The organism is Exiguobacterium sp. s127, assembly GCF_018618695.1.
Taxonomy (GTDB): Bacteria; Bacillota; Bacilli; order Exiguobacteriales; family Exiguobacteriaceae; genus Exiguobacterium_A; species Exiguobacterium_A oxidotolerans.
Genome location: NZ_JACSMO010000006.1, coordinates 136,445 through 158,389 on the forward strand (window position 1 = coordinate 136,445; position 21,945 = coordinate 158,389).

Sequence of the window (21,945 nt, forward strand, 5' to 3'; positions counted from 1 at the left end):
ATGGAACTGCAACGAGGAATAATCGAGAAAAAAGTTATCACGAGTACAAAGAGAGATTTGAATGCATTTCGTCAGATGTTTCCTTTTAATACTCTTGTCTCAAAAATAAAAGTAGATGAAACTTTTAAAGAGAATTGGACAGGAGAGTTTGCTTCTTTCGCTCGTTTGATTAGTGGATACGAAGCTGAATACTCTGACAGAATTCAAACAAAAGACTTTGAACCGCTTTTAAATGAAATGTCTATCGATTCAAAAGATCAAGATGAATTCGTTTCTTTACTAAACGAATTATTACTTGCTGGAGAAACCAAACAACAACTTCAACATCCAAGCATGTTACTTCATTTAGAACGAGCTAGCTCTAAAAATCGTATTTTCAAAATTTCAGATTATCTTTATGATTTGTGTAAAAATCATGTTGCACTTCAAAATATGTTCAAAATAGATGAACAAAAAGATGTTCTACAAAACATTATGGAGGACTTTAAACCGCAACTTGATAAGAGAAAAAAAACATATTCTTCTTTTGATCATAAACTACCATGGATTAGCGAGTTGTTTGCCGACGATCTATTATTTTTAAGAAAACACCCGGACTTCTTTATAAAATATGCTGATTTGGTTACGTATTACTATACCTTCTTTTTATTAAGTCAAAATATTATCAAGCTTTCGTTGCATGAACATGCTGATTATCGAAAAGGTAGTGTAGAACAGCTCTATTTTACACTTGATTGGGAATCTACCGTTTCAAGCAGACGTGATGCCGTTCGAAAAGGCTTTAAATACCTACAGGAAATGTCCGGTAAGTTATTTAGTACACAACTTACCTTAGCCCAACTGAGTTGTAATACGAAAAACCCTGAACTAGAAATCATGATGGACTTTCCTACTATTAAGTCACTATTCGATGATCTCTCAAGCTCTGATCAAGACAAGTGGCTAAAAGAAGTCGATGCACAGTCTACTTCGCTTATTGAAAAATCTAAATTACAGCGTGACATTACACAAAGCCAGACATTCTCTGATGCTGTAAAACAATTAATTTCTGTTATGGAAGTTTCTTCTCCTGATGAAGCTCAAAAGCGATATGGTAGTGGCGTCACTGAAATTGCAAAAGTTCGTCTTGTAAAGCAACGTGGACGAAATGGTAATGTCTTTTCACTGAATCAAGAAATTTTAACTATGTTTCTTATAGTCATCGTTCGTTCTTCAAAAATGCGTCTTCAAGATGTTTATAAAGAACTTGAAGTAAGAGGAGTCTTTTTAGACCGTTACAGCCGTATTGAATTCGAACATACATTGGAAAAAATGAATTTACTCATCAAAATGAGTGATAGTGGGGAGGCTCAGTATGTCAAATCAATTTTATGATTATCTATCATTACACATTAATGATTATTTTATTCAACATCCACCTAGCTCGGGAGATAAATATTTTATTCGTTTCGATCATCAAGAAGAAGTTACACAGTTCCTTGCATCTATTCAAAATAAAATATCATCAGATTTTTTAAACCCTTTCGAATATACACATGAAGAGCAAACCGCTTTCAATTCTTACACTATTCGTTATGGCAATACAAAGTTAATACTAGCTGCTCAAACTTCTGATGTTACAGCCGACTATTTAGTATTACTACGAAACTTAGTAAGTCAGCAACAAGAAGGATGGCAAAATACAGCACTTTTGATGCTTCTTCCTCAGCAATTAGATAGTATCGAAGGTGGTAGCCGAAATTTGCAAAAACAAGGAATGCCGCTTCACGTGAAGTCGCTTATTCAATCGTTAAAAAAAGATGTGGAACAGAAACTCTTCAATGAATCTGATCAAGCGTTGATGTCTTTCTATCTATCACAATTTATAGAAGACCATGGTGATGCTGGAAATGTGAACTTTATGGACTTTGAGCCTATTCTTGATGTTTTAGCAAAAGGAAAAGTTTCCACAAATGATTATGAAAAGCTCGGTTTTTTTAAAGATGACTTGACTCAATACGTTGGAACAAAAAATATTGAGTTACGACTTAAAGAAAATCAAGAACTCTATCAAATTATTCAAGACTATCACATTTATAATATCGAAAAAGTGCTGGATAAAAAATTCACACCAGAAGGACAAAAAAAAGTAAAAGCTGACGATTGGAAAGAATTGAGCTATTCTCAAGTAAATTCATATGTTGAACAAACGAAGAAAAAATTCGAACTCATAGCGACTTCAGCTAAACAAAATAATAAAAAATTGTGTGTTTGGGAATTACCTAAAAGTACGACTGCTGCTGGTAAAAAACATCGTCACATTGTTGTTTTTAATCCAGAAGGACTGGATCAAATGACGCTCACTCTGGAATTCAATATTGATGGTGATCATAAAATGCCTAAAAATATTAAGTCTTCTGGTGCTCAAAGTAAGAACACTTCAGGACAAGCACGAGTTTCATTCGAACATAGTGGAAAAAAATTAAAAATTATTTTGAATGAATTAGAAAACCAACCGTTTCATTTACATGCTGAGTATCTACATGTTACTGGTCTAAAAAATAACTTTTATGTCACTGTTCTTCCTTTTGACGAAGAGGTACTTTCAAGTTATAAAGCCACCTATTCGAATGGCTGGACAGATGGTCGTCCATTCCTCTCCTTAGAAGACCCAGAAGGTGTAATTCGTATCGGAAATCCTAGCTTCTCACTTCCTGAAGAACATACGATTACAAATTCCAAAGAAACTATTAAAGTATTAAAAGAAACAAATGCTGTGTTTTCTTTTGATTCCGAATTGATGGATGGTGATCAACTATTACGAATCAACCTTCAAGTAGAGGATTTTACTCCTGTCGAGTTACTTATTTCTGATTTACCAAATAAACCTCATCCAATCACAGGTACCCGTCTTTGGCAATTGAAACGGGAAAAAACTTCTTCTGTTGTTGTTGATGGAAAACGCCTCATTATCGGAAATGAGCAATTTTATGACCATGCGGAGTATCGCTTATTTGTCGAGCGGGAAAAGCATTGGATGGAAGAAAACATGTTTTCTGGTGTCATTCAGAATGGTGAACTGTTCTCTAATGACGACTATGAGGTAGAAAACCTTTTACTACGCGAGGCATACAATCGGTTCATTAATTACTTTAAAGGGACCCAAGTTCCACCTTTTTATACACAAATCGATGAGGGTTATTTAAGTGTTGCGATTCCTTATCTAAATGCTTATCTAGAATTCGTACAAAACCTTGAAACAAACGACAAATTAATGGAAGATGGACTCGGTACAGATCGCTTAGGAACAATTTATTCAATCGATCAAAACCAGATTTTTTTAACACCTTTCCATCCATTGAATGTCGCATATCAAATTGAACTTTATAGACAGCTGCAGAATAGCCATGTCAATTATTCCATCATAAACCGTCTACGACCTGATGCTCTCTTACCACTATTAAGTTATCAACCCGACGGTCAAAATCAACAATGGTACAAACCAGAGAGTCAGAATGTTGCTCCAGAATGGATCGTATATAAACCGCTCGATGAACTTGCTATCGTAGATGCCGAAAAATTCCTCGACAAAGTTATACTCGATAAAATGAATCAGTTCATCAATCATTTTGATTTCCTTTTTAATACCGACACGAAAGCCTCTTTGAAGCTAAACATTATTGAAATTTCAAGTGGACGTCCTATTCTCAAAGGAATTGTTTCTTGGATGTTTAAACAAATCGAAAAGCATGGTGCTGATCGGCTAATTCCTGTAGAAGTTCGATTATATAACCATCATCACGAACCTGGACATAAAGATTTAGATGAGTTTTCACAGTACGACTTTTTCAATGACCTTGAGAATCAATTTGATGATTTACGTTCTTTGATGAAGAGAAGTAGCAATTATTTATTTGAAGATTTGATTCGGGTTGTACGATCTAACTTAAAATTTTATCGGTTCAATCAGAGTAATAACTTCGAATATGCACATATTAGTTTTTATAAGATGCGAGGAAAAGAAAACATTTATCCAGACCGCGCGGATAACATGAAGACTGGAATGGCTTTGGGTGGTCTTTATTCTACTTTATCAGCGACCATTAATAAGAGTTCCTATTTAAGCGGATTCGGAACCAAGTTATACCCAATAGAGTCTGATGAGATTCTCGCAAAAATTGCATATTCCGTTAATGAGTTTAATTTCAATATGCGCGATAGCGGAAACAATCCGTATACAAAAGGTACAGTCGCTGTTTCCTCGATGAAAGTTTTACCGGATGACACGTTTAATGAGATTTATGAACAGTCCCACTGGGTAACTTTTATTGAACCGACAGTAGATTTAGGTTATTTTCATGGAAATAAAAATACAGACCAAGACTTACTCGTCATCCACTACAGTGATCAGTACACCTCATCATTCCGCTATGATGCGATTACTGTTACGAATAAAGCTGGCCAATATCAATCAATCGTTAAAGAATTCTTTAAATCGAATCCGATGATTCATCATGAACCAACGGACCAACACATTGTTCAGGCAATCAAAGCCTTTAATACCATTAACGGTGAGTGGCTTCTTGAAATGATTCGACGTGGTATCGAAAGTCCTGATAAACGAAAACACTTCAGTCGAGAAAAATTTAGTATTCTTTCGGCGGTTCGCTATGCGCTTGCCCTATTTGATCACCCTGCAATCACATGGGTTCCTATATCCCTTGAAGAAGTACTTAGAGTTGCCGGTGCTGCTGGTTTTACGCGTGATAGTGTATTCTCAGCTAAATCATTGAATCGTTCTGGAACTCATTCTGATGATTTACTTTTAATCGGTCTCGAAGAAGCTTCAAATGGACTTAAATTGCACTTCTTCCCAATTGAAGTAAAGATTGGTATCAACGATGAGAGTGTAATCAAAAAAGCAATTGAACAAACGAAACACACAAAAGATCTTTTCCGTACTAATCTCTACAACCGAATCGAGGATACGTTTGAAAATGATTACTATCGCCTCTTTTTCGCTCAACTTTTCTTGACAAATGCTAAAAAAATTCATGAAAGTGAACTTTGGCCTGAGCGAACGAACTATGACTTCGAAAATAATCGTCAATCAGTCATCACATCTTTATTAAAAGGAGATTTTACAATTGATGATTCACTTGAGCCTTACCTTGGCGATGGAATTGTTCTATCCTTCAAACATGATGTTCCAAATGCATCTCTCATAAAGCGAGAAGACCATACATTAGTCCATTTGCCAGAAGCATTTGGAATTAGAGGAGTCCTTCAACCGATTCAGCAAATTAAAGAAAATATCGATAAAATTACAAGTGACATAAAAAAAGAAGACTTATTAGAGACTCTTTATATTCCTTAATAAAAAAATCAGCATCGGGTAACCCGATGCTGATTTTTTTATAAGTCCAAAAAGACATCTAATTCTTTTTCTGATTGATAAGGAGAAAGCGAGAAACGAATTGTTGAACGTAGCTGTTCCATCGAACAGCCAATCTCTTGAAGTACGTGACTTGGTTTGCTTGAACTACATGCAGATCCAGTTGAAACTGCCATTACTGGTGCAAGTTCCTTACAAAGTACTTCGTTGTTCAATCCCTTGAATTGAACACTTAAAATTCCTGGGATTTTATTTTGCTTATCATTGTTGAAGTGAATGACATCTCCAAATTGTTGCATCAATAACTTACTGAGTCTATCTTCAAGCTTAACTAACTGCTCAATGTGTTCATCCAATTTCGTATGAGCTATTTCAGCTGCCTTACCCATTCCTACAATCAGTGGAACCGCATGTGTTCCACTACGATAACCGTTTTCCTGTGCCCCTCCATGTAAGAGAGGTGTTACCTTCAAGGACAATCCCATGTCGTCTTTTCGAACAATTGCTGCACCAATTCCTTTAGGTCCATAAAACTTGTGAGCTGATGCCGACAAAAATTGAACATATGGTAGCTTCTCTAAATCAACGTTAACCTTTCCAATTACTTGAGTCGCATCTGTATGAAAAAAAGAACCATATAGATTAGCAAGTTCAGATGCTTCTTTAATCGGATTTAATGAACCTAATTCATTATTACCCCATAAAAGTGTTACGAGTACAGTAGGTTTTTCTAACAGAGCTCGTTCTAAATCTTTTAAATCAATTCTTCCAAATGAATCTACTGAAAGATATACGACATCGAATCCTTGAGTTTCCAGATACTGAAGTGTTTCTAACACAGACGGATGTTCTGCAACACTGGAAATAATTTGATTGCCACGACTCGAATGTGCCGTAGCAATTCCTTTCAACAAAAAGTTATTACTTTCAGTTGCGCCACTTGTAAAAATCACTTCATCTGCTTTGACATTAACCAATTCCGCTACAGACTGTCTTGCTTGATTTACTGCTATTTTTGCATCAACAGCTTGAGAGTAGTATTTACTAGATGGGTTACCAAATACATCCGTCCAATAAGGTAGCATTGCATCCACTACTTCTTGGTGTGTTGGTGTTGTCGCACTGTTATCTAAATACAGCATGCCATTCCCCTTCTCTATTCAGTCTCTAAAATCTTCATCCAAAATTTTTGAGCATTTCCTGAATATTGATAAATTTTAAATAGTTCACTTGCTCCACGATCAATGTGCGCATTAAAGAGATCTGGAAAATATTTTTCTTCTTCAATCGCTTGGTTTGCGTGTTGTAGAATCATAGCCTTGTATGAAAAGTCATGTTCCCCAGTCAGTGTGGCTCTTGAGATTTCAAAATTAGAAATTTCATTAGTGTTCACTTTTGGGACTTGTTCATTTTTTAATGAGAATGCAACTGCTATTCTTGCTAATACATTAGGAGTGATATTTGTACTCGCTTGTAATTGTTGGAATATTTCTAATGTAGGCTTCGATAATTTTAAACGATGATTCATGATATTTTCTCCGTTTCATTAAAGCGGAAGTAACTCGGTACTACCTTGATTGAACGATCTGCTGTATCAAAGTTCAAACTATACTCTTTATTTATTACAGGCTTAAGCAATTTATAGTTTGCTTCAGTAACTTCAGAATCCGTTGATAGAATCAATACCTGTTCGCCAAAAGCAGGAATAAGTTCCGTCAATAGATTCTCACGGTGCTCTACATCTAAACGTCCCAAAAGTGTATCAAAAATAAACGGTAGTTTATTTCCAGATACATCGAATACGGCCCAGACAAGAGACATGAGTAATAATTGTTTTTCTCCTGCCGAAAGTGTAGATTGTGGAATTCGTTTTTGATCTTCAGCGTATAAAGTAACCTCATACGTACTTGAATTAATTACAAGGCGGTGGAGATATCCTCTTTTCCGGAAGAGACGATTAATCATTTTTAATGCCTGTTTTTCAATTAATTGAATCCCTTTTTGTTGCTGCTGATTTTGAAATTCTAAAAGAAGTGCTCGCATCGCTGTAGCATTATGCATAACACTACTAGACTGATTAGCTTCTCTATCAATTTCTTCACTCATTTGATTATATTCTTCTTGTAATTTGAGACGCTCCTCTTGTACAACACTCCACTGTTTAGTCGTTACTTTCAGTTCATGATTCTTTTCAGCATATTGCTCTTGTAACTGTTCAAGTGCAGATAACATATCCATAAAATCTTCAACGCTATCACTTTGAACCGTAAGCTTTTGTTTAATTAATTTAATTTCTTCATCCATGTTTTGTTGATCACTTATTTTTTTTCTGTAATAAGAAAAATCAATATTTTTAATTCCTTCAAACAAAGATTCGATTTGAGATTTTTCACCAAAAGATGCACGATGAATAATTGATTGGCTCTTCGGTTGAATTGCAGTTAGAGACTCACGAAGTGCTTCTTCTAACCGCTTAGAATTAGTTGAAGTACGTTCTGATAATTCACTAGCTAGTTCTTCAAGCATTTCTCTTTTTACATCATCAATACTTTCAATCAATTTCTCTTCTTTTAATTGCTCTCTTACCGTTGCAATTAAATCGCGGTTCATGAGAAAAGGTAAGTCCCCATTTATGAGTTCTTGAACACTCGCTTTGTTCTCTTTTTTCTTACGTTCTAACTCATTCAATTCATTTTTTAATTGATCTTCTTCTTCTTTTAAAAGACCACCAAATGATTTAAGCTCACTTTTCTGTGCATTCACAGTTAAAGTAATTTCTTCTACATTGTTAGATAAATCATCATATCGTTTTTGCAATCTATGATCTTCTTGAATTATGTCGTTTAAAGCTGATTTTAAGTTTTCAAACTTGCTTTGCTTATTTATATCAACGGTATTTTTAGTTTCGTCACTGATGACACGATTAATCGTGTCTTGTAATAAAAACGGGACTTCTAATTTCAATGCGCTTTTAATAAGCCGTTCTAAGTGATTCGATAACTCGTCTTGCTGAATGATTCGGTTAATCTCTTCCCCATCAAATAGGCAAACATCATATAAATATGGCGGAAGTGATTCACAAAAACGATTGAAAATCAAATCTCGTTTCTCTTCGCTCACCGGAAGACTTGAACCATCTTTATAGATTGAAAAAAACTCTTTTCCACCTGTTTCAGTGAAGTTCCATTCTCTCACAAAACGAATTTCTTCCCTTACAGAAGACTCTACTTGTTCAAAAGTTAAATCAATTTTGAACCAAGGTATCGATATTTTTAACCCCTCTATTTTTTCTAGCTCATCATGATTCATTAATCCTTTAATTCGCTTAAAATATGTTGATGAAGCAGTCTTCATGTCGTAAGCGAGTGGTCCAAATAGTCCTAACTTCATTGCAGATAAAAATGTCGTTTTCCCTGCACCATTTTTCCCACCAATCAATGTCACATTCTGCTTACTACGTTTACTTGAAAAATCAAAAGTTTGCTGTTTATACGCACCAATATTCTTAAGCGTCAATGACTTTAGTTTCATGTTCTGTCTCTCCTTCATGATACAACTGAAGGTAATCCTGCTTGAGCAAAGATGTCACTTCTTTTTGGAATCCACGTTTTACTTTAAGGCTCACGTACTCATTTCCCACATGGAACAATTTTTTTACAGTGTTTAAATCGAGTTGATGTTTTTGAACTAGTAATTCTAAATCTGACATTTGATCTGCAGTCATCAATGGTCGATCATCGTGTTCCCAATCTAGTTCTGTACCGAATACTTCCATATAAATTTGTGGAAGTGAATCATTCCAATCTCCTTCACGCAACCACATTCTTCTAATCATCCGAAGCTCTTCTTCTTGAATCAGTGGAATATCATGTGTTGTTGGTGCATTTAAGTCGCGTTGTACTTCTAATAATTCTTTTAATAACATTTGTCGTGCTTCGAGCGTAAACGGTCCTAAACCTAATTGTGAATACGTAACAGTTCCCTCATGGTCAGTTTGACGAATGAAAAAGTCCCGATGTTTCTCTGGGCGACTCAAATCGATTTGATTGTTTACAATGTATGAATTCAAGTTATACTCATCTACAACTTCAGCTGTCTCTACTTCATTTGCTTCTACGTATTCTGTAGAGTAAAGTTTTGCCTGTCTGCCACCTTTTTTCTTAATCGAAAGGTATGTGATTCCGTCTTTTTCGTAATCTTCAACGCCAATTAAATAAAATTTACCATTCATTCGACGGTGCATTCTCAAGTTTCGATCATCACGTACATGTACTAAGCGATTTCTATACTTTAATAAAGGTGTCATCCACTCTTCACCACTATTGATGAATCCAGTTAACGATTTATCTTCAGACACTACTGGGCATACCCAACATCCGAAACGACTGTTACCACATGAACCAGCGCTTTCTTTAATGGATTGGTCGACTACTAGCGGACACTCACCACTAGAGTTTAAATACATTTCTTGTAATTTCGCATTATCTTCTCCCCATGGTGAAGGATTTGATAAAAGATATCCCCATACATCATCTAATCCAAATTCTTTTATAGGTGCAAAAACAAAAGCATTGTTCAAAGTCGTATGTTTCAATAATTCTGTACCTTGGATTTCATGCTCTTTGATTGAGTTCCCCCGACTCTGACTTTCTTTAGAGCGGACACCTAAAACCATAATCACTTCGCCAAACCGGTTCACTTTATCTTTGATGAAGCGATCTGCCGGATCAATTTTCAGTCGATCCGTACACCATCTGAATGTTTGGTTAGGTGTTGGATAGCCTCGACCAATAATATTTGACCAGAATGTTTTCTCTGTTAATGGCTTTACTTTTTGTGTTTCTAACGGTAAACCTACTCTTAATGCAGTATCTTGCATTCGTTGTAACGAACCATTGATCATCGCTGCGACCAAAGGATTTTCCACCATTGTATCTGATGAAATGACATAGATTTTTTTATGCCACTGTTCGGGAGTCATTTCTAACAACGCCTCAAATATAAGCTGAACTGTTAAGGTAGAATCTTTTCCACCACTGTATCCAATTACCCATGGTCGCTCATCTTGTGCGTATACACGTTTAATCAATTCTTTAGATTGTTTTGCTAAAGGATTGTCTTCTTTCTTTGCTAGTTGATTACTAATAATCCCCATTTAACTTAACTTCCTCTCTACAGAAAACTCCTGCTCCATCGACATTTCTTTATCATTTAATTCAATATTTAATAGCTGTTTAATACGTATAGATGTCAGTGCAATCGTTCGACGATTCTTAATTATTCTTCCAGAGTCATCATAAGCTCGACCCTTCCAATCCTTCTCATTATTTCGACTCCAATCAATACGTGAAAGTTCTTTAATACCTAGTAACCACGAATCCGGTCTTTGAGCAATCAATGTTCTTCCTACTTCTGCTACTGCTTCAATGAATAATCCTTGTGCAGTTATCGACTGTAATCTTAATGTTCTAGGCGAAATATTTCTTTTGAGAACTTCTTCCCATTCCGGAATGGTCTCACAAAGTGTGCTCCAAAACAAATTAATCACCTCAACATCTTCTTCAGTGATTGGTTCTCCTTTAGATTTTTCGATTAACCTTAAATTGGCGTTATATACATGGTTGATTGAAAGAAGCTTAGGTGAATTTTTTGAAAGCGACGTTCTTTCTTTTTCGGTATATCGAGCTAGTAGTGGTATTTCACTTAGCAAGTTTTTCGTGACCATAGATAATTGATCGCGATGGTCATACAAAATGCCAATTGATGAGGTCGTATTAACAGCATGACGGTTCAAATCCGAGAAAATTTGTTGCGATCGCTTCAAGCCAGCGTCTTGAAAGAAAACAACAGATATCGTCTCATTTCCAAGCTCAGGTGCAAGTTTCAAGGCTTCTTCAATCGCTGCTCTACGATGCTGACCGTCATTTATCAAGAACCGCGACTCTAGAGATATAGAAAGCTGTCCTAAATTTTGATAGTTAGGATGATCATTAAATGGTTCGAAATTCATTTCACCATCAACTGATGCAGTTAAAGAGGAGAAGACATAATCTTCAGGATGATGTACGATATACTCTGTTATTTCTGGAATACGTCCCTTGTTAATAATTCGCTGAGCACGATACTCAACTGGAACTTCTTCTTCATCAAATAAAAAAATTTTAGGAATAAGTTTTAAAGGGCACATCACTACAAAGTATTCTTTATTCGCCTGATATCCTTTTAAAGCCGGAAAATTATAATTAAATGTAGCATTCATGTCGTATATAATCCCCTCTCATTACGTACGTAACTTTGTAATAAGTATAAAAAAATAAAGACTAATATTCAAGTGAATACAGCCTTTATTTGGATTTTATTCATTTAATATTTAATTTAAATTCTTTTAGCTAAGAATTTTGATTTTAAATTCCTCTAAATCACCACTATTATGATGGTCTTCCCATATTTGATACAACGATGAAATTCCATACTCTATGAATGTTCTCATATATTTTTTGATTTCAGAGTCCGTTAAAGAACGCTTGGCTTCATTAATGATTAAATGTTTAAAAATCATGAAATCATCACCTGAAATTATAGATCCCATCTCCCAGTCACTCGTCTCGCAACCAGAAGGGAGTTTTTCATACAACCCTTTACTATTAGCAATTCCAGTAGAGAGTCCTAACTTTATAACAAACGGTCGAATTTCTTTTGAAGCATCATCGAAAGAGTCAGCGAACTCACCCATCAAATCATCTATTCTTGCCTTAGTTAACTTAGAAAGTTTTATGCCCTTAGAATCCATTACGATACCCCCTTCGCAAACTCGAAGTATCCTTCACGAATTACTGTATACTTCTCTTCTTCGTTATAATCTAACATCAGTTGTTTTGCAGTATTCTGCTCCATCAATTCCATGTACTCTTTTGTAATTTCTGTATCCGTTGATAGAATAACTACTTGCTTACTTAATTTTCTATAAAAATGTGTGATCAAATTATTGCGATGATGACTATCTAGTCGTCCCAATGGTGTATCAATCACTACGGGTAAGTCTAAATCAGATGCTTTTGTCATTGCCCATATGAATGCTGAAGATATAATTTGTTTCTCACCAGCTGAACGTTCTTCGATAGGAATTTCCGTCCCGACTTCGTTTTTTATTCTGATGCACATGCTTTGTTCATCAAAATATGCATTACCGAATTCATTTTGCTTTCTAAATAAGGCAGATAACATCTCTTTAAATTCGAAACTAATCAAAGCAACCTTCCAATTTAATACTTGCTCTGTGTAATGATTAACAGCCTTTTGAACTTTCTTTGAAAAATCATATTTTTGTTGTAGATCAGCGTCTACTTCTGCTGTTTCACCCAAACGTCTTAATTCATTCAGAAGTTTTGTAAGTTCTTCTTTAATTTGGTTAACTTTATTCCTTCTAACTCGCCGAGTTTTTTCTTTGTCTCCCACATCCCGATTTAAAACCTCGATTTCGCGTTCGATCTCAGAAACATCAATCGCTGAAGGCGCTAAACTCACTCGTCTATTAAGGTTTTTTAACTCATTTTCATATTTAGAAATATTACGAATCGAAGCTTTAATTTGATCGGATTTAGCATTTGAAGCTAAGCTAGATAACATGCGCTTTGTATCATTCGTAACATCATGAAGAATTTCAATTTCTTCTACTTTTGAGATCTTATGATCTTCCATCCAAATCGTCTTACCTAATTCCTGAATTTGAATTAGTTGTTGATCAGTTAATGCCGGTGTTAATGGTTTGGATAATAACTGCTTCATGAATTCGTCATAAGGCTTTAATGCTGCTGTAGAGCGAATTAACTTCTCTTGCGAAAGCTGCTCTTCCTTCATTCGATTAGAGAGTAACTCTATTTTATTTTTTAAAATCGTCGGAATAATATTTTTCTTATATAAAATATTTAAGTTGTTTTTTTCATTCTTTAATCGTTCCTCTAATTGACTAACCTCTTTCACAATTACATCACGTGTGTCTCTGTTCTTCATCAAAGTATCGTTTTTTTGTTTACGTAGGTCCGTTAATTTTTTATTACGCCCATCTAAATAAGTATCTACTCGGCTTAACTTTCCCTCCGCTTCTCTTAACTCTTCTTTAAGAGTTTGAATAACTTTATTAATGCGACTTACTTTTGCTGAATCTGTCATTCTAGCAAGTGATTTTTCATAATCTTTTACTATCGAATCGATATCACTTTTAAGATTGTCATAGAACATCAAACCAATCATTCTGTTAATAGCATCTTTAAATTTCGTTGAATTTCTAGAGGCTACAAGTGTACTAATCTCTTCTCCATCAAATATAAAGTAAGGTGATGATTCTAAAGGAAGCCATCCATCAATCAGTCGGTTAAAAGTATCCAAATTTTGATTCGTAATAATATTTTTGCTAATTGGTCTTACTGAACCATTCCTTTTTTTCTCCAAGGTTCTTGTTTCACTAATCATTCTTTTAGCATGATCATATTGCCATGTTAATCTTATTGTGTGGGTATAATTATCATCTACTGAAAGGGTCAACTCCGCACTCGATTCGCGCCCTCCTTCAGAAAAGAAGCGATTGTTAATCGTATTTGCAAATTGTTCTTTGTATTCAATATCTGTCATATTTCGTTTTCCATACAATAAAACACGTAATGCTTTTAAAATAGTAGTTTTACCAGCACCATTCATTCCGCCTACTAGGATGATATTTTCTTCTGAATGCGTAGGCATCTTAAAATTTAACTTTTGTTTCCCATAATAAGTTTTATAGTTATTTAATTTTAACTCAATAAAATCAACAGCCTGTACCTGCAGCTTTAGAGCTGAGTCATCTGCTAAGATTTTTTTTCTTTAGAATACAAAACAATTTCTTCTCTTATTCGCTTTCTTCTTTTTGCATCTGTACCCTTTTCAGAGTAATGATCAATTTTTGCACTTTGTAATATTTTATACAAAGTGTTCGGAAAAATATTGTTATTAAGTGCCGCCTCTTTTAAAATATCGACTTCTGTTTTACTTCTCAGAGAATCGTCATACATATTTATTAACCTCCGTTATTCTCATGAAGAACTGAAACACTTTTAAAATAATCATGTTATATTTAAAGTTCTATAAATTAACTTTATCATTTGTTTCTATTTGTTAATAGATACCTTGTATTTTTTTTGAAAAGGTATAAGTTTGAATTTAAAATTTTATTTTATCAAATTTAATGGGAATACTTTTATAAAAAATCTATACTTAGATAAAAAGGGGACTTATGTTAATGAAGACACTTAAAAAAATCAACACAGACCAGGCACCTGCTGCCATCGGTCCCTATTCCCAAGGTTTCATCGCCAACGGTACGTTCTATGCCTCCGGTCAGATTCCGATTGACCCAGCGACCGGTGAACTCGTTGCCGGCGGGATTGCCGAACAGACGGAGCAGGTCATGAAAAATGTCGATGCGATCTTAAAAGAAGCCGGCCTGACGCCGGACCGTGTCGTCAAGACGACGTGTTACTTAACGAGCATGGAGCACTTCGCGGCCTTCAATAAAGTTTATGCCGCGTACTTCGAACCGAATCACCATTTCCCGGCCCGCTCTTGTATTGCCGTTAAAGAATTACCAAAAGGTGCTTTGGTCGAAGTTGAGATTTTAGGATTAGTATGATTTAAAGCCATCCTCTTCATTCGAGGGTGGTTTATATTTGTTCACCAACTCTTGTTTTATTCTAGATACGTACTTGTCTAATTTTTTTATTTCTTAAAATGGTAAATTAATGGATTGTATGCTAATATATTTTCAAAGGTATTGTTTTTCAAATATGGTATTTTATATCTATAGTAAAATTCCAATAAGAAAAATTAGTGTTGATTACATACGAGTTTCTCTGAAACTCAAGAAAAGGAAGGTATTTATAGAATGAAAAAGTTTTTCAAGCTCGTCATTGGTTTTATTATCGCATTGGTCATCTTAATCATCGCCATGGTCGCGTGCACATCATTTTTTGCAAATGAAGTTGACAAAGAATTGAAGAAAAGTGATTCTGTTTCATCGGTCGATAGTAAGGATGATTCAAAGGAATCCGCTAAAGATGAATCTCCAAAAGAATTTAAATTAGGAGATACAGTAAAAGTCGGCGATATCCAATTAACTATTTCTCAAGCTCAAAATCAATCGCCTGATCAATATAGTGAAACTAAAAATAACAATGTTGTTGTATTTGATATTACTGCTGTGAACAAAGGTACTGACTCAGCCTATATAGATAACACAGAATTTGACCTCTATATCAATGACGAAAAAGTTGAATCTTATTATGGTAGTGATGAAATGGCAATTAGTGATGATCTAAACAAAGGAAAAACACTCAAAGGCAAGATTTTCTTTGATGCTCCAAAAGGACAGCAATTAGAACTTATTTACAAACCATCGTTCTCTTGGAATGATAACGAAGTCGTTTTCACAGGTAAAAACTAAGTTATCATTTGATGTCATCTGTCTATCATGGCAGATGACATTTTTTATTTTGGTAATTCTTTTTATTCTTTCAGCAGTTAATGGTTCGAAGTATCCATCCCAACTAAATTTGTCTAGCCAACGTCGATCTAATCGTTTAGATTTTTTTCATGATGAAAGAAAATTTTAAAATGGAGGCCTTTCCCATGACCAATCAACATCTCTTCTTATTCGGCGGTGGTCCACCGTTTACGGAAGGACTCGCCCGTCGTTTCGCGAGCGTTTGTGCATCGGCCGGTCCCATCGCTTTACTGTACGTTCCGCGTGAAGGTACGTCATGGATGTCTTACGCCCCCGTCTTGACCGGTCCGCTCGAAACGCATGGGAAGACGGACTTTTTCCACTTTCCGCTCTCCGGGCATCCGACTGCTGCTCAGCTTGCGACGCTGAAACAAAGCGCCGGGATCATCATCGCCGGTGGTGAAACGGAGCGGTATCAACAGTTCATCGTTCACACACCAATCGGCGCCGTCATCCAAGAACGGTATCAGTCTGGTGTCCCGGTCGCCGGTTTTTCTGCCGGGGCATTACTCGCACCGGACGAGTGCCGGATTCCGGCGATTGATCAGTGGGACGGCCGGGACTTAGTCCTTGAAGGACTCGGCCTCTTACCGGACGCCGTCCTCTCCGTCCATTACGATACTTGGGATGAAGCCGCGAATTTACAACAGGCATTTATTACGACCGGAAGCCTATACGGTTACGGTTTACCGGAACGGACAGGGATTTACCTTAACAACAATCAACTCGTACGACAGGAAGGCCCCCTGCCTGTCGTGCTCAAGCGAACGGAGGAACACATATGCCAACCATCATCACCGCCGTCAAAGGCATCATCCGGCAAGATCACCGAATCCTGATCGTCCAGCGTGCCGCTGCCGACTCGGGTGGCGGGACCTGGGAATGTCCGGGCGGGAAGATTGATTTCGGGGAGCAACCGGAAGCGAGTCTGATCCGTGAAGTCCGGGAGGAAACGGGACTCTCAGTCACGGTCGACCGGATTGCGTATGCCTCCAGTTTCCTGACCCATCCCGATCGTCAAGTCATCTTACTCGTCTATTTCTGTACGGCGGAAACCGATGCTGTCAGCTTATCCGACGAACACGACGCCTATCTTTGGGCTGACGAAGCAATGATTCGGAAACAGATTGCACCGAACATCTTAACGGACTTTGAGCGGTATCAGATATTTCCTCAGCTCGTCTCGACTTGAAAACACGTCACGTGAAGTGGCGTGTTTTTTTGTTGTCCTGCCCACCAGGACAGATCGTCTTTTTCCTGAAATGCAACTTCCTTGATTGCATCACGTCACAATGTTGACGTCGTCATTCCTTAAGTAAATTTACATATTTGTTTAATCGCACCCAAATATATATTAAGATTGTTATATATTGAAAATCAGCTTAGCGCCAGCTTCAGGGATGTTGAGAAAACAGACGGGTGTGCTTAAGTGAAAGGAGTGCGGCATGAAAAAACGAATGTACCTTGCATTACCGCTAGCGGCCCTGTTACTGACGGGATGTGCGAGCGACGAGGAGACAGTTTCTTCGACAGACACGAAGACGGAGGAACGTGCTCCAAAAGAAGAGACGCCGCAGACGAGCGACGTCAAAAAACCGACAGCGGACATCGTTAAAGAAGACGCGAAACAGGAGACGCCTCCTGCAGAGCCGGTTGCGAAAGAGACGACCGAAAAAAAATCAGATACGACAACGGATCAAAAAGAAACAGAAGACAAGCCCTCGGTCACGGCGTCCAGCAATGATCCGTTCACCGGATACAAACAGATTCAAGTCGATGGCGGCGACCAGTCCGGCTCGCGTCAGGCGAACGTCGTCGTCGATATCGGGTTCGGGGACCGCGAGTACTGGGCATTTACGAACAAGCATGGACAACTCGTCAAAGTCATCGCCAAAAAGATCACCTTACAAAATGATAAAACGGAAGACGTGACGTCAGCCGGTCGCTACTATCATGATGAAGCGAAGGTCCCGGGTGTCGAACACCGTGATCTTGATGAAGGACATGTCATCGCCGATTCGCTTGGCGGTGTCTCGAACGCCTACAACATCACGCCGCAGGACAGTACGCTCAATCGCCACGGCGATCAAGCGTACATGGAAGATAATATCCGTAAAGCCGGTGGTGCGACGAATTTCGAAGCGATCATCCGCTATGAAACGACGAAAACGCAAATTCCTTCGAGTTATCAGTACACGTACACAATCAAAGGCAACGTCATCGTCGACAAGTTCGATAACGTCAACCCGGATGGTGTCAACGCGTCGCTCGGTCTGACCGAGAGTCCGGAAAGTAAACCGAAGGCTGAACCAAAGGCAGCGCCAAAAGCAACACCAAAAGCTGAACCGAAGGCGAAAACGCCTGCCGCTTCGACACCAAGCACGACGCCGGAAACGGGCGGTGACGTCTCAAGCGTCGATGCGAACGGAAACGGACAAGTCACGATCCAGGAAGCGAAGGATGCCGGTTTCAGCATGCCGATCCGGAGTGACCACTGGCTCTATCCGTACATGCGGGACAACGATCACGACGGCATGGTCGGTGAATGACAACACGAAAAAGGCAGGCTCCGCGGAGCTGCCTTTTTTTAATTATGTGTCACATCATAACCGACGACTTTGTTGCGCCCCGTCTGTTTTGCCTGATACAGCGCCTGATCGGCTTTTTGGACGACTTCGAACGCCGTCTTGGCTTGATCGGACGATGCGACACCCATCGAAAGCGTGACATGGAAAGCCGGATACGGTTTGAAGATGAAGTGTTGATCGGCGCACGCCGTCCGGATCCGTTCCCCGAGTCGCTCCGCTTCACGGTGCGAGATATCCGGCAGGACGACGACGAATTCCTCGCCGCCATACCGGGTGACGAGTCCCGTTTCCGGACAAAACGTCGTCAACAGATGACTGAGTTGCCGTAAGACGACATCCCCGCCATCATGTCCGTATTCGTCATTGACCGACTTGAAGAAGTCGATATCGACAATCAGGACCGAGAAGGCATACCCGTGTTTGTCATAGTCGGCCAATGTCTCATCGAGTTTCCGCCGATTGGCGAGATTCGTCAGACTGTCCGTCAAGGCAAGCTCCTGCTGGGCTTGGACGAACTGGAAATGTTTCCGTAACTCCTGCAGGAAACGAAACGTCACGTACCCTCCGAGAAGATTGAAGATGATGTAGACGAATGACATCTCGAAAAACCGAATGAACGTATCCGTCAACAAGTACAGGGCCGGTAAGCTGTAGCCGATTCCGATGCTCAGTAGGACAAGGTAGTCTTTGAACGTCTGGGCAGCAAAGCGACGGTAAATACTTGCCGTGACGAGTAAAGCAAGACAAATCAGCGTCGCGAGAATCAAACCTTGGTAGACACCGGGTGGCGTGACGAGAAAGCGGGCCCCGATGACGGCGACCGTCGTCAATGCGCCACTGATCCAGCCGCCGTAATAATACGCCGTGACGAGCGCGACGAGTCGTAAGTCAATCTTTGCCCCGTCGTAGGAGATACTGTTTAAGACGAGCAGTGCACCGATCACGCTTGCAATCAATCCGACGGCAAGCCGGATCCGGATTGAGGAGTGCGGTGAAATGCGTTTGATGTTGCGCATCGGTAAGAAAGCGAACAGCAGGGACGTAATCAAAAGGGAAAAGTTTAATAGAAACTGGTTGAATTGACTCAACACGACGATCGACATCCCTTCAAAAAATAGCTTTTTCTGTCTATATCTTCTTTATCGTCTTACCGGCACCCTTTTTCTAGCCGTTTTGCAGGTTTTCCATTTTCTTAAAGGGGAATCATTATGACAGATGCATCTGTTAATTCGTAAAAGGGGGAACTACCTGTGGACATGAACGAAGAAAAACGAAAAAGTAAAATGCCTTTCTTCATCGGGCTCGTCATCGTCATCTTTTTAATCGTCGCCGCTGCGTTAATCATCTACGTCACGTCTGAACCGAAAGAGGAAACGCAACAGCTCCTCCAACTGACGGTGAGCCAAATCACGCCGTACTTACCACTTGCCGGCTAACGACACCTTACTTTTTTTCAACCAAAAGGGCAGACCGATTTTCTTCGGACTGCCCTTTCCTTCTGCCTACATGACATACCGCGCCTCTTTCTTATCGATGATATTGCGGACCCGGTTTTCAGTCACCCCGTACACGAGCGCAAGCTTTCGAATCGACGCTTCGCCCGTCCGGTAGCGCCGCCGGATCTCCCGAATCTGCCACGCCGACAATTCGACATGGTCCGTCAACAGCAGATCGAATTCAGCGAGTAAGGAAGCATAGGCTTGGCTTGGCGAAGGCTTGACGGACAGATTATCAATCTGGTCATTCAAGCGGTCACCGTCCGCCCGCACGAGACGTTCCTGGCAGGCAGTCGGGTCAAGAAACGCCCGGGCGACGAGTTCACCGACGTAAAACCGTTCACCACGCCCCTGCTGATACAGCGTCACTTTCCGATAGCCGTCCTGATTGATTCGCGGACGCAGGACGACACCCGTGCGCCGCTGTTTGACGCCACGGCTTGTCTCGACAATCCGGTCGAGCGAACGGACATTTCCCGACGTCGACACTTGATAACTCCCTTCATATCCTTGTACCATCTTCCAATGTTCCATCTGCCCGAACACCCTCCATTCGTTGTGACACGCCATCCGTTGTTATCTCCATTATATCATTTTACGAACAAACGTTCTAACTCCAACATGCTGAACCGGTATGGTAATCTAACAAAAAAAGGAAACGGGGTCTTTTGATGAAATTCGTTTTATTGCTCGGTCCGCAGGCGGTCGGAAAAATGACGATCGGTCAGGAACTCGAACGGTTGACCGGGATGAAGTTGTTTCATAACCACCAGACAATCGATTTGCTGTTGCCCTATTTCGACTTTACAAAGCCCGCCCATCACAGGCTGAAGGACTTGATCCGCCGGGAGATGTTCAAGGAGATGGCGGTCAGTGATCTCGAAGGTGTCCTCTTCACGTTCCTCTGCCTGTTCGGGGTCGAGGGCGGGGGAATCGAATTCATCGAGGAGACGGTCGCGTTGTTTGAAGAGGCGGGTTCCGACGTCTATATCGTCGAACTCGAAGCATCCGTCGCGACTCGTCTCACGCGGAATACGACGGAAAACCGCCTCACCCATAAGTTTACGAAACGGGATCTCGCCGCTTCCGAAAACGACTTGCTCGAGACGGCAGACGGCTACCGGACGTCCTCCCTGCCAGGAGAACTGCCGTACCCGAACTACTTCCGCCTGGATACGGAAGGACGCTCTGCCGCTGCAAGTGCCGAAGCAATCTGTGCCCGCTTCGGCTGGTCTTACACACCCGTCAGGTAACGTCATGAAAGGGGAATGCCGCTTGAAGTCGCACCGGAACGAATACCACTCTCTGATCCTGACTTTCATCCTCTTGATTGTCAGCATCCTGCTGTTCTTCGGGCTGAACGGACGGACGTTCCCGAATATGAGCCTTTGGGTCCCGATCAGTCTGTATTCGCTCGTCGGCGTCGGCTATGTGATGTCACTCCTGATTGCGCTCCGGTTGAAAAACACTGTCATCAAGACCTTCAGCCTGCTTGCCACTCTGATGCTGTTGCTCCCGCTCGTGATTTGGGTTTATCTCCTGCTGCTCGCGAACGGCATCTCGGAACCTTAAAAAAAGAGGACAAGCCGTTCGCAGTCTGCGACGCGGATTGTCCTCTTTTTCGTTTAGTGCGTCAAGGCTAACGAAAATCCGTCATCCGTTCTCTCAAATCCACTCTTCTCCCAAACGACGGCTTCCCCGCCTCTGCCCGTCACGGACGGTAACAATAATGTCCGTGCCAGATACGCCGTGATGACCCTCAAGGCTTCTTCAACGTAGCCGGCGGCGTCAGACGGATCGATTGCGTCATAGCTGAGTTGCTGACCGGCTAACTGCATCGTCGCAACCTGTTGGTGCTCGTCCCGCAGCTCCAATGTCCAAACACAGCCGTCTGTCGTATCCACCGCTTCGATGTGTAAGCGGGACGTCGTAAAGTCAGGATGGCGTCCGTTCATC

General features: G+C 39.8%; 21 protein-coding genes. 10 read left to right on the forward strand and 11 right to left on the reverse strand.

Features of this window, described 5'->3' with window-relative positions:
* Both dptG and dptH read left to right on the forward strand, forming a co-directional pair.
* On the forward strand, positions 1 to 1,374 hold the full coding sequence (gene dptG, locus KNP98_RS09960) for a DNA phosphorothioation-dependent restriction protein DptG (protein ID WP_214811336.1): 1,374 nt from the start codon (positions 1 to 3) through the stop codon (positions 1,372 to 1,374).
* A complete protein-coding gene (gene dptH, locus KNP98_RS09965; protein WP_214811339.1) occupies positions 1,355 to 5,356 on the forward strand; it encodes a DNA phosphorothioation-dependent restriction protein DptH in 4,002 nt (1,333 codons plus the stop codon). Before dptG ends, dptH begins: the two co-directional genes overlap by 20 nt.
* Before the next feature lie 38 nt (positions 5,357 to 5,394).
* Here dptH and KNP98_RS09970 read toward each other — a convergent pair whose 3' ends face one another.
* From KNP98_RS09970 to KNP98_RS10005, 8 genes are all read right to left on the reverse strand, one after another.
* A complete protein-coding gene (locus KNP98_RS09970; protein WP_214811342.1) occupies positions 5,395 to 6,516 on the reverse strand; it encodes a cysteine desulfurase family protein in 1,122 nt (373 codons plus the stop codon).
* A 14-nt stretch (positions 6,517 to 6,530) separates the two neighbouring features.
* The gene (locus KNP98_RS09975) at positions 6,531 to 6,902 is read right to left on the reverse strand and encodes a DndE family protein (RefSeq protein ID WP_214811345.1); all 372 of its coding nucleotides are present in this window, start codon (positions 6,900 to 6,902) and stop codon (positions 6,531 to 6,533) included.
* Positions 6,899 to 8,905 (reverse strand): DNA sulfur modification protein DndD, encoded by a 2,007-nt coding sequence (gene dndD / locus KNP98_RS09980; protein WP_214811347.1) that lies wholly within the window; start codon positions 8,903 to 8,905, stop codon positions 6,899 to 6,901. The genes KNP98_RS09975 and dndD (KNP98_RS09980) overlap by 4 nt, the downstream gene beginning before the upstream one ends.
* Positions 8,880 to 10,529, reverse strand: coding sequence for a DNA phosphorothioation system sulfurtransferase DndC (gene dndC, locus KNP98_RS09985; protein WP_159174140.1), 1,650 nt, complete (start codon positions 10,527 to 10,529; stop codon positions 8,880 to 8,882). The genes dndD (KNP98_RS09980) and dndC overlap by 26 nt, the downstream gene beginning before the upstream one ends.
* On the reverse strand, positions 10,530 to 11,633 hold the full coding sequence (gene dndB / locus KNP98_RS09990; RefSeq protein WP_159174141.1) for a DNA sulfur modification protein DndB: 1,104 nt from the start codon (positions 11,631 to 11,633) through the stop codon (positions 10,530 to 10,532).
* Between the two features lie 126 nt (positions 11,634 to 11,759).
* The gene (locus KNP98_RS09995) at positions 11,760 to 12,164 is read right to left on the reverse strand and encodes a hypothetical protein (protein WP_159174142.1); all 405 of its coding nucleotides are present in this window, start codon (positions 12,162 to 12,164) and stop codon (positions 11,760 to 11,762) included.
* Positions 12,164 to 14,221, reverse strand: coding sequence for a DNA sulfur modification protein DndD (dndD, locus tag KNP98_RS10000; RefSeq protein WP_214811368.1), 2,058 nt, complete (start codon positions 14,219 to 14,221; stop codon positions 12,164 to 12,166). The genes KNP98_RS09995 and dndD (KNP98_RS10000) overlap by 1 nt, the downstream gene beginning before the upstream one ends.
* Positions 14,215 to 14,418, reverse strand: a complete 204-nt coding sequence (locus KNP98_RS10005; RefSeq protein ID WP_214811349.1) for a hypothetical protein — start codon at positions 14,416 to 14,418, stop codon at positions 14,215 to 14,217. The genes dndD (KNP98_RS10000) and KNP98_RS10005 overlap by 7 nt, the downstream gene beginning before the upstream one ends.
* Before the next feature lie 227 nt (positions 14,419 to 14,645).
* Between KNP98_RS10005 and KNP98_RS10010 the strand changes: the two genes are divergently transcribed.
* The 5 genes from KNP98_RS10010 to KNP98_RS10030 all read left to right on the forward strand — a co-directional run bounded on the left by KNP98_RS10010 (position 14,646) and on the right by KNP98_RS10030 (position 18,454).
* Positions 14,646 to 15,035 carry a RidA family protein gene (locus KNP98_RS10010; protein ID WP_214811351.1) on the forward strand — a complete coding sequence of 130 codons (390 nt, stop codon included), beginning with the start codon at positions 14,646 to 14,648 and terminating at the stop codon, positions 15,033 to 15,035.
* Positions 15,036 to 15,287: 252 nt separating this feature from the next.
* Positions 15,288 to 15,845: a DUF4352 domain-containing protein gene (locus KNP98_RS10015; protein WP_214811353.1), complete on the forward strand. Its 558-nt coding sequence runs from the start codon at positions 15,288 to 15,290 to the stop codon at positions 15,843 to 15,845.
* Between the two features lie 185 nt (positions 15,846 to 16,030).
* Positions 16,031 to 16,744: a Type 1 glutamine amidotransferase-like domain-containing protein gene (locus tag KNP98_RS10020; RefSeq protein ID WP_214811355.1), complete on the forward strand. Its 714-nt coding sequence runs from the start codon at positions 16,031 to 16,033 to the stop codon at positions 16,742 to 16,744.
* The gene (locus tag KNP98_RS10025; protein ID WP_214811357.1) at positions 16,687 to 17,097 is read left to right on the forward strand and encodes an NUDIX hydrolase; all 411 of its coding nucleotides are present in this window, start codon (positions 16,687 to 16,689) and stop codon (positions 17,095 to 17,097) included. The genes KNP98_RS10020 and KNP98_RS10025 overlap by 58 nt, the downstream gene beginning before the upstream one ends.
* A gap of 253 nt (positions 17,098 to 17,350) precedes the next feature.
* Entirely contained in the window at positions 17,351 to 18,454 is a 1,104-nt protein-coding gene (locus tag KNP98_RS10030; protein ID WP_214811360.1) for a DNA/RNA non-specific endonuclease, read from the forward strand.
* Between the two features lie 38 nt (positions 18,455 to 18,492).
* Here KNP98_RS10030 and KNP98_RS10035 read toward each other — a convergent pair whose 3' ends face one another.
* Positions 18,493 to 19,584 (reverse strand): GGDEF domain-containing protein, encoded by a 1,092-nt coding sequence (locus tag KNP98_RS10035; protein ID WP_088838401.1) that lies wholly within the window; start codon positions 19,582 to 19,584, stop codon positions 18,493 to 18,495.
* Between the two features lie 165 nt (positions 19,585 to 19,749).
* On the opposite strand from KNP98_RS10035, the gene KNP98_RS10040 reads away from it, so the two are divergent.
* Entirely contained in the window at positions 19,750 to 19,929 is a 180-nt protein-coding gene (locus tag KNP98_RS10040) for a hypothetical protein (RefSeq protein ID WP_239456898.1), read from the forward strand.
* 66 nt (positions 19,930 to 19,995) lie between these two features.
* Here KNP98_RS10040 and KNP98_RS10045 read toward each other — a convergent pair whose 3' ends face one another.
* Positions 19,996 to 20,523 carry an NUMOD4 domain-containing protein gene (locus KNP98_RS10045; RefSeq protein ID WP_157898460.1) on the reverse strand — a complete coding sequence of 176 codons (528 nt, stop codon included), beginning with the start codon at positions 20,521 to 20,523 and terminating at the stop codon, positions 19,996 to 19,998.
* Between the two features lie 137 nt (positions 20,524 to 20,660).
* Here KNP98_RS10045 and KNP98_RS10050 point away from each other — a divergent pair, with 137 nt between their 5' ends.
* Positions 20,661 to 21,242, forward strand: coding sequence for a DEAD/DEAH box helicase family protein (locus KNP98_RS10050; protein ID WP_088836142.1), 582 nt, complete (start codon positions 20,661 to 20,663; stop codon positions 21,240 to 21,242).
* Positions 21,243 to 21,264: 22 nt separating this feature from the next.
* The gene (locus tag KNP98_RS10055; RefSeq protein ID WP_251132069.1) at positions 21,265 to 21,561 is read left to right on the forward strand and encodes a hypothetical protein; all 297 of its coding nucleotides are present in this window, start codon (positions 21,265 to 21,267) and stop codon (positions 21,559 to 21,561) included.
* Between the two features lie 53 nt (positions 21,562 to 21,614).
* Here KNP98_RS10055 and KNP98_RS10060 read toward each other — a convergent pair whose 3' ends face one another.
* Positions 21,615 to 21,944, reverse strand: coding sequence for a hypothetical protein (locus KNP98_RS10060; protein ID WP_088836140.1), 330 nt, complete (start codon positions 21,942 to 21,944; stop codon positions 21,615 to 21,617).
* Position 21,945: the final 1 nt, after the last annotated feature.

Excerpts from the sequence above, each read along its gene's own strand:
- KNP98_RS10020 (WP_214811355.1), top strand. The coding sequence starts at position 16,031 with ATGACCAATCAACATCTCTTCTTATTCGGCGGTGGTCCACCGTTTACG.
- KNP98_RS10050 (WP_088836142.1), top strand. The coding sequence starts at position 20,661 with ATGAAATTCGTTTTATTGCTCGGTCCGCAGGCGGTCGGAAAAATGACG.
- KNP98_RS09975 (WP_214811345.1), bottom strand. The coding sequence starts at position 6,902 with ATGAATCATCGTTTAAAATTATCGAAGCCTACATTAGAAATATTCCAA.
- dndD (WP_214811347.1), bottom strand. The coding sequence starts at position 8,905 with ATGAAACTAAAGTCATTGACGCTTAAGAATATTGGTGCGTATAAACAG.
- KNP98_RS10060 (WP_088836140.1), bottom strand. The coding sequence starts at position 21,944 with ATGAACGGACGCCATCCTGACTTTACGACGTCCCGCTTACACATCGAA.
- dptG (WP_214811336.1), top strand. The coding sequence starts at position 1 with ATGGAACTGCAACGAGGAATAATCGAGAAAAAAGTTATCACGAGTACA.
- KNP98_RS10030 (WP_214811360.1), top strand. The coding sequence starts at position 17,351 with ATGAAAAAACGAATGTACCTTGCATTACCGCTAGCGGCCCTGTTACTG.
- KNP98_RS10010 (WP_214811351.1), top strand. The coding sequence starts at position 14,646 with ATGAAGACACTTAAAAAAATCAACACAGACCAGGCACCTGCTGCCATC.
- KNP98_RS10015 (WP_214811353.1), top strand. The coding sequence starts at position 15,288 with ATGAAAAAGTTTTTCAAGCTCGTCATTGGTTTTATTATCGCATTGGTC.
- KNP98_RS09970 (WP_214811342.1), bottom strand. The coding sequence starts at position 6,516 with ATGCTGTATTTAGATAACAGTGCGACAACACCAACACACCAAGAAGTA.
- KNP98_RS10040 (WP_239456898.1), top strand. The coding sequence starts at position 19,750 with ATGAACGAAGAAAAACGAAAAAGTAAAATGCCTTTCTTCATCGGGCTC.
- dptH (WP_214811339.1), top strand. The coding sequence starts at position 1,355 with ATGTCAAATCAATTTTATGATTATCTATCATTACACATTAATGATTAT.
- dndB (WP_159174141.1), bottom strand. The coding sequence starts at position 11,633 with ATGAATGCTACATTTAATTATAATTTTCCGGCTTTAAAAGGATATCAG.
- KNP98_RS09995 (WP_159174142.1), bottom strand. The coding sequence starts at position 12,164 with ATGGATTCTAAGGGCATAAAACTTTCTAAGTTAACTAAGGCAAGAATA.
- KNP98_RS10025 (WP_214811357.1), top strand. The coding sequence starts at position 16,687 with ATGCCAACCATCATCACCGCCGTCAAAGGCATCATCCGGCAAGATCAC.
- KNP98_RS10045 (WP_157898460.1), bottom strand. The coding sequence starts at position 20,523 with ATGGAACATTGGAAGATGGTACAAGGATATGAAGGGAGTTATCAAGTG.
- dndC (WP_159174140.1), bottom strand. The coding sequence starts at position 10,529 with ATGGGGATTATTAGTAATCAACTAGCAAAGAAAGAAGACAATCCTTTA.
- KNP98_RS10005 (WP_214811349.1), bottom strand. The coding sequence starts at position 14,418 with ATGTATGACGATTCTCTGAGAAGTAAAACAGAAGTCGATATTTTAAAA.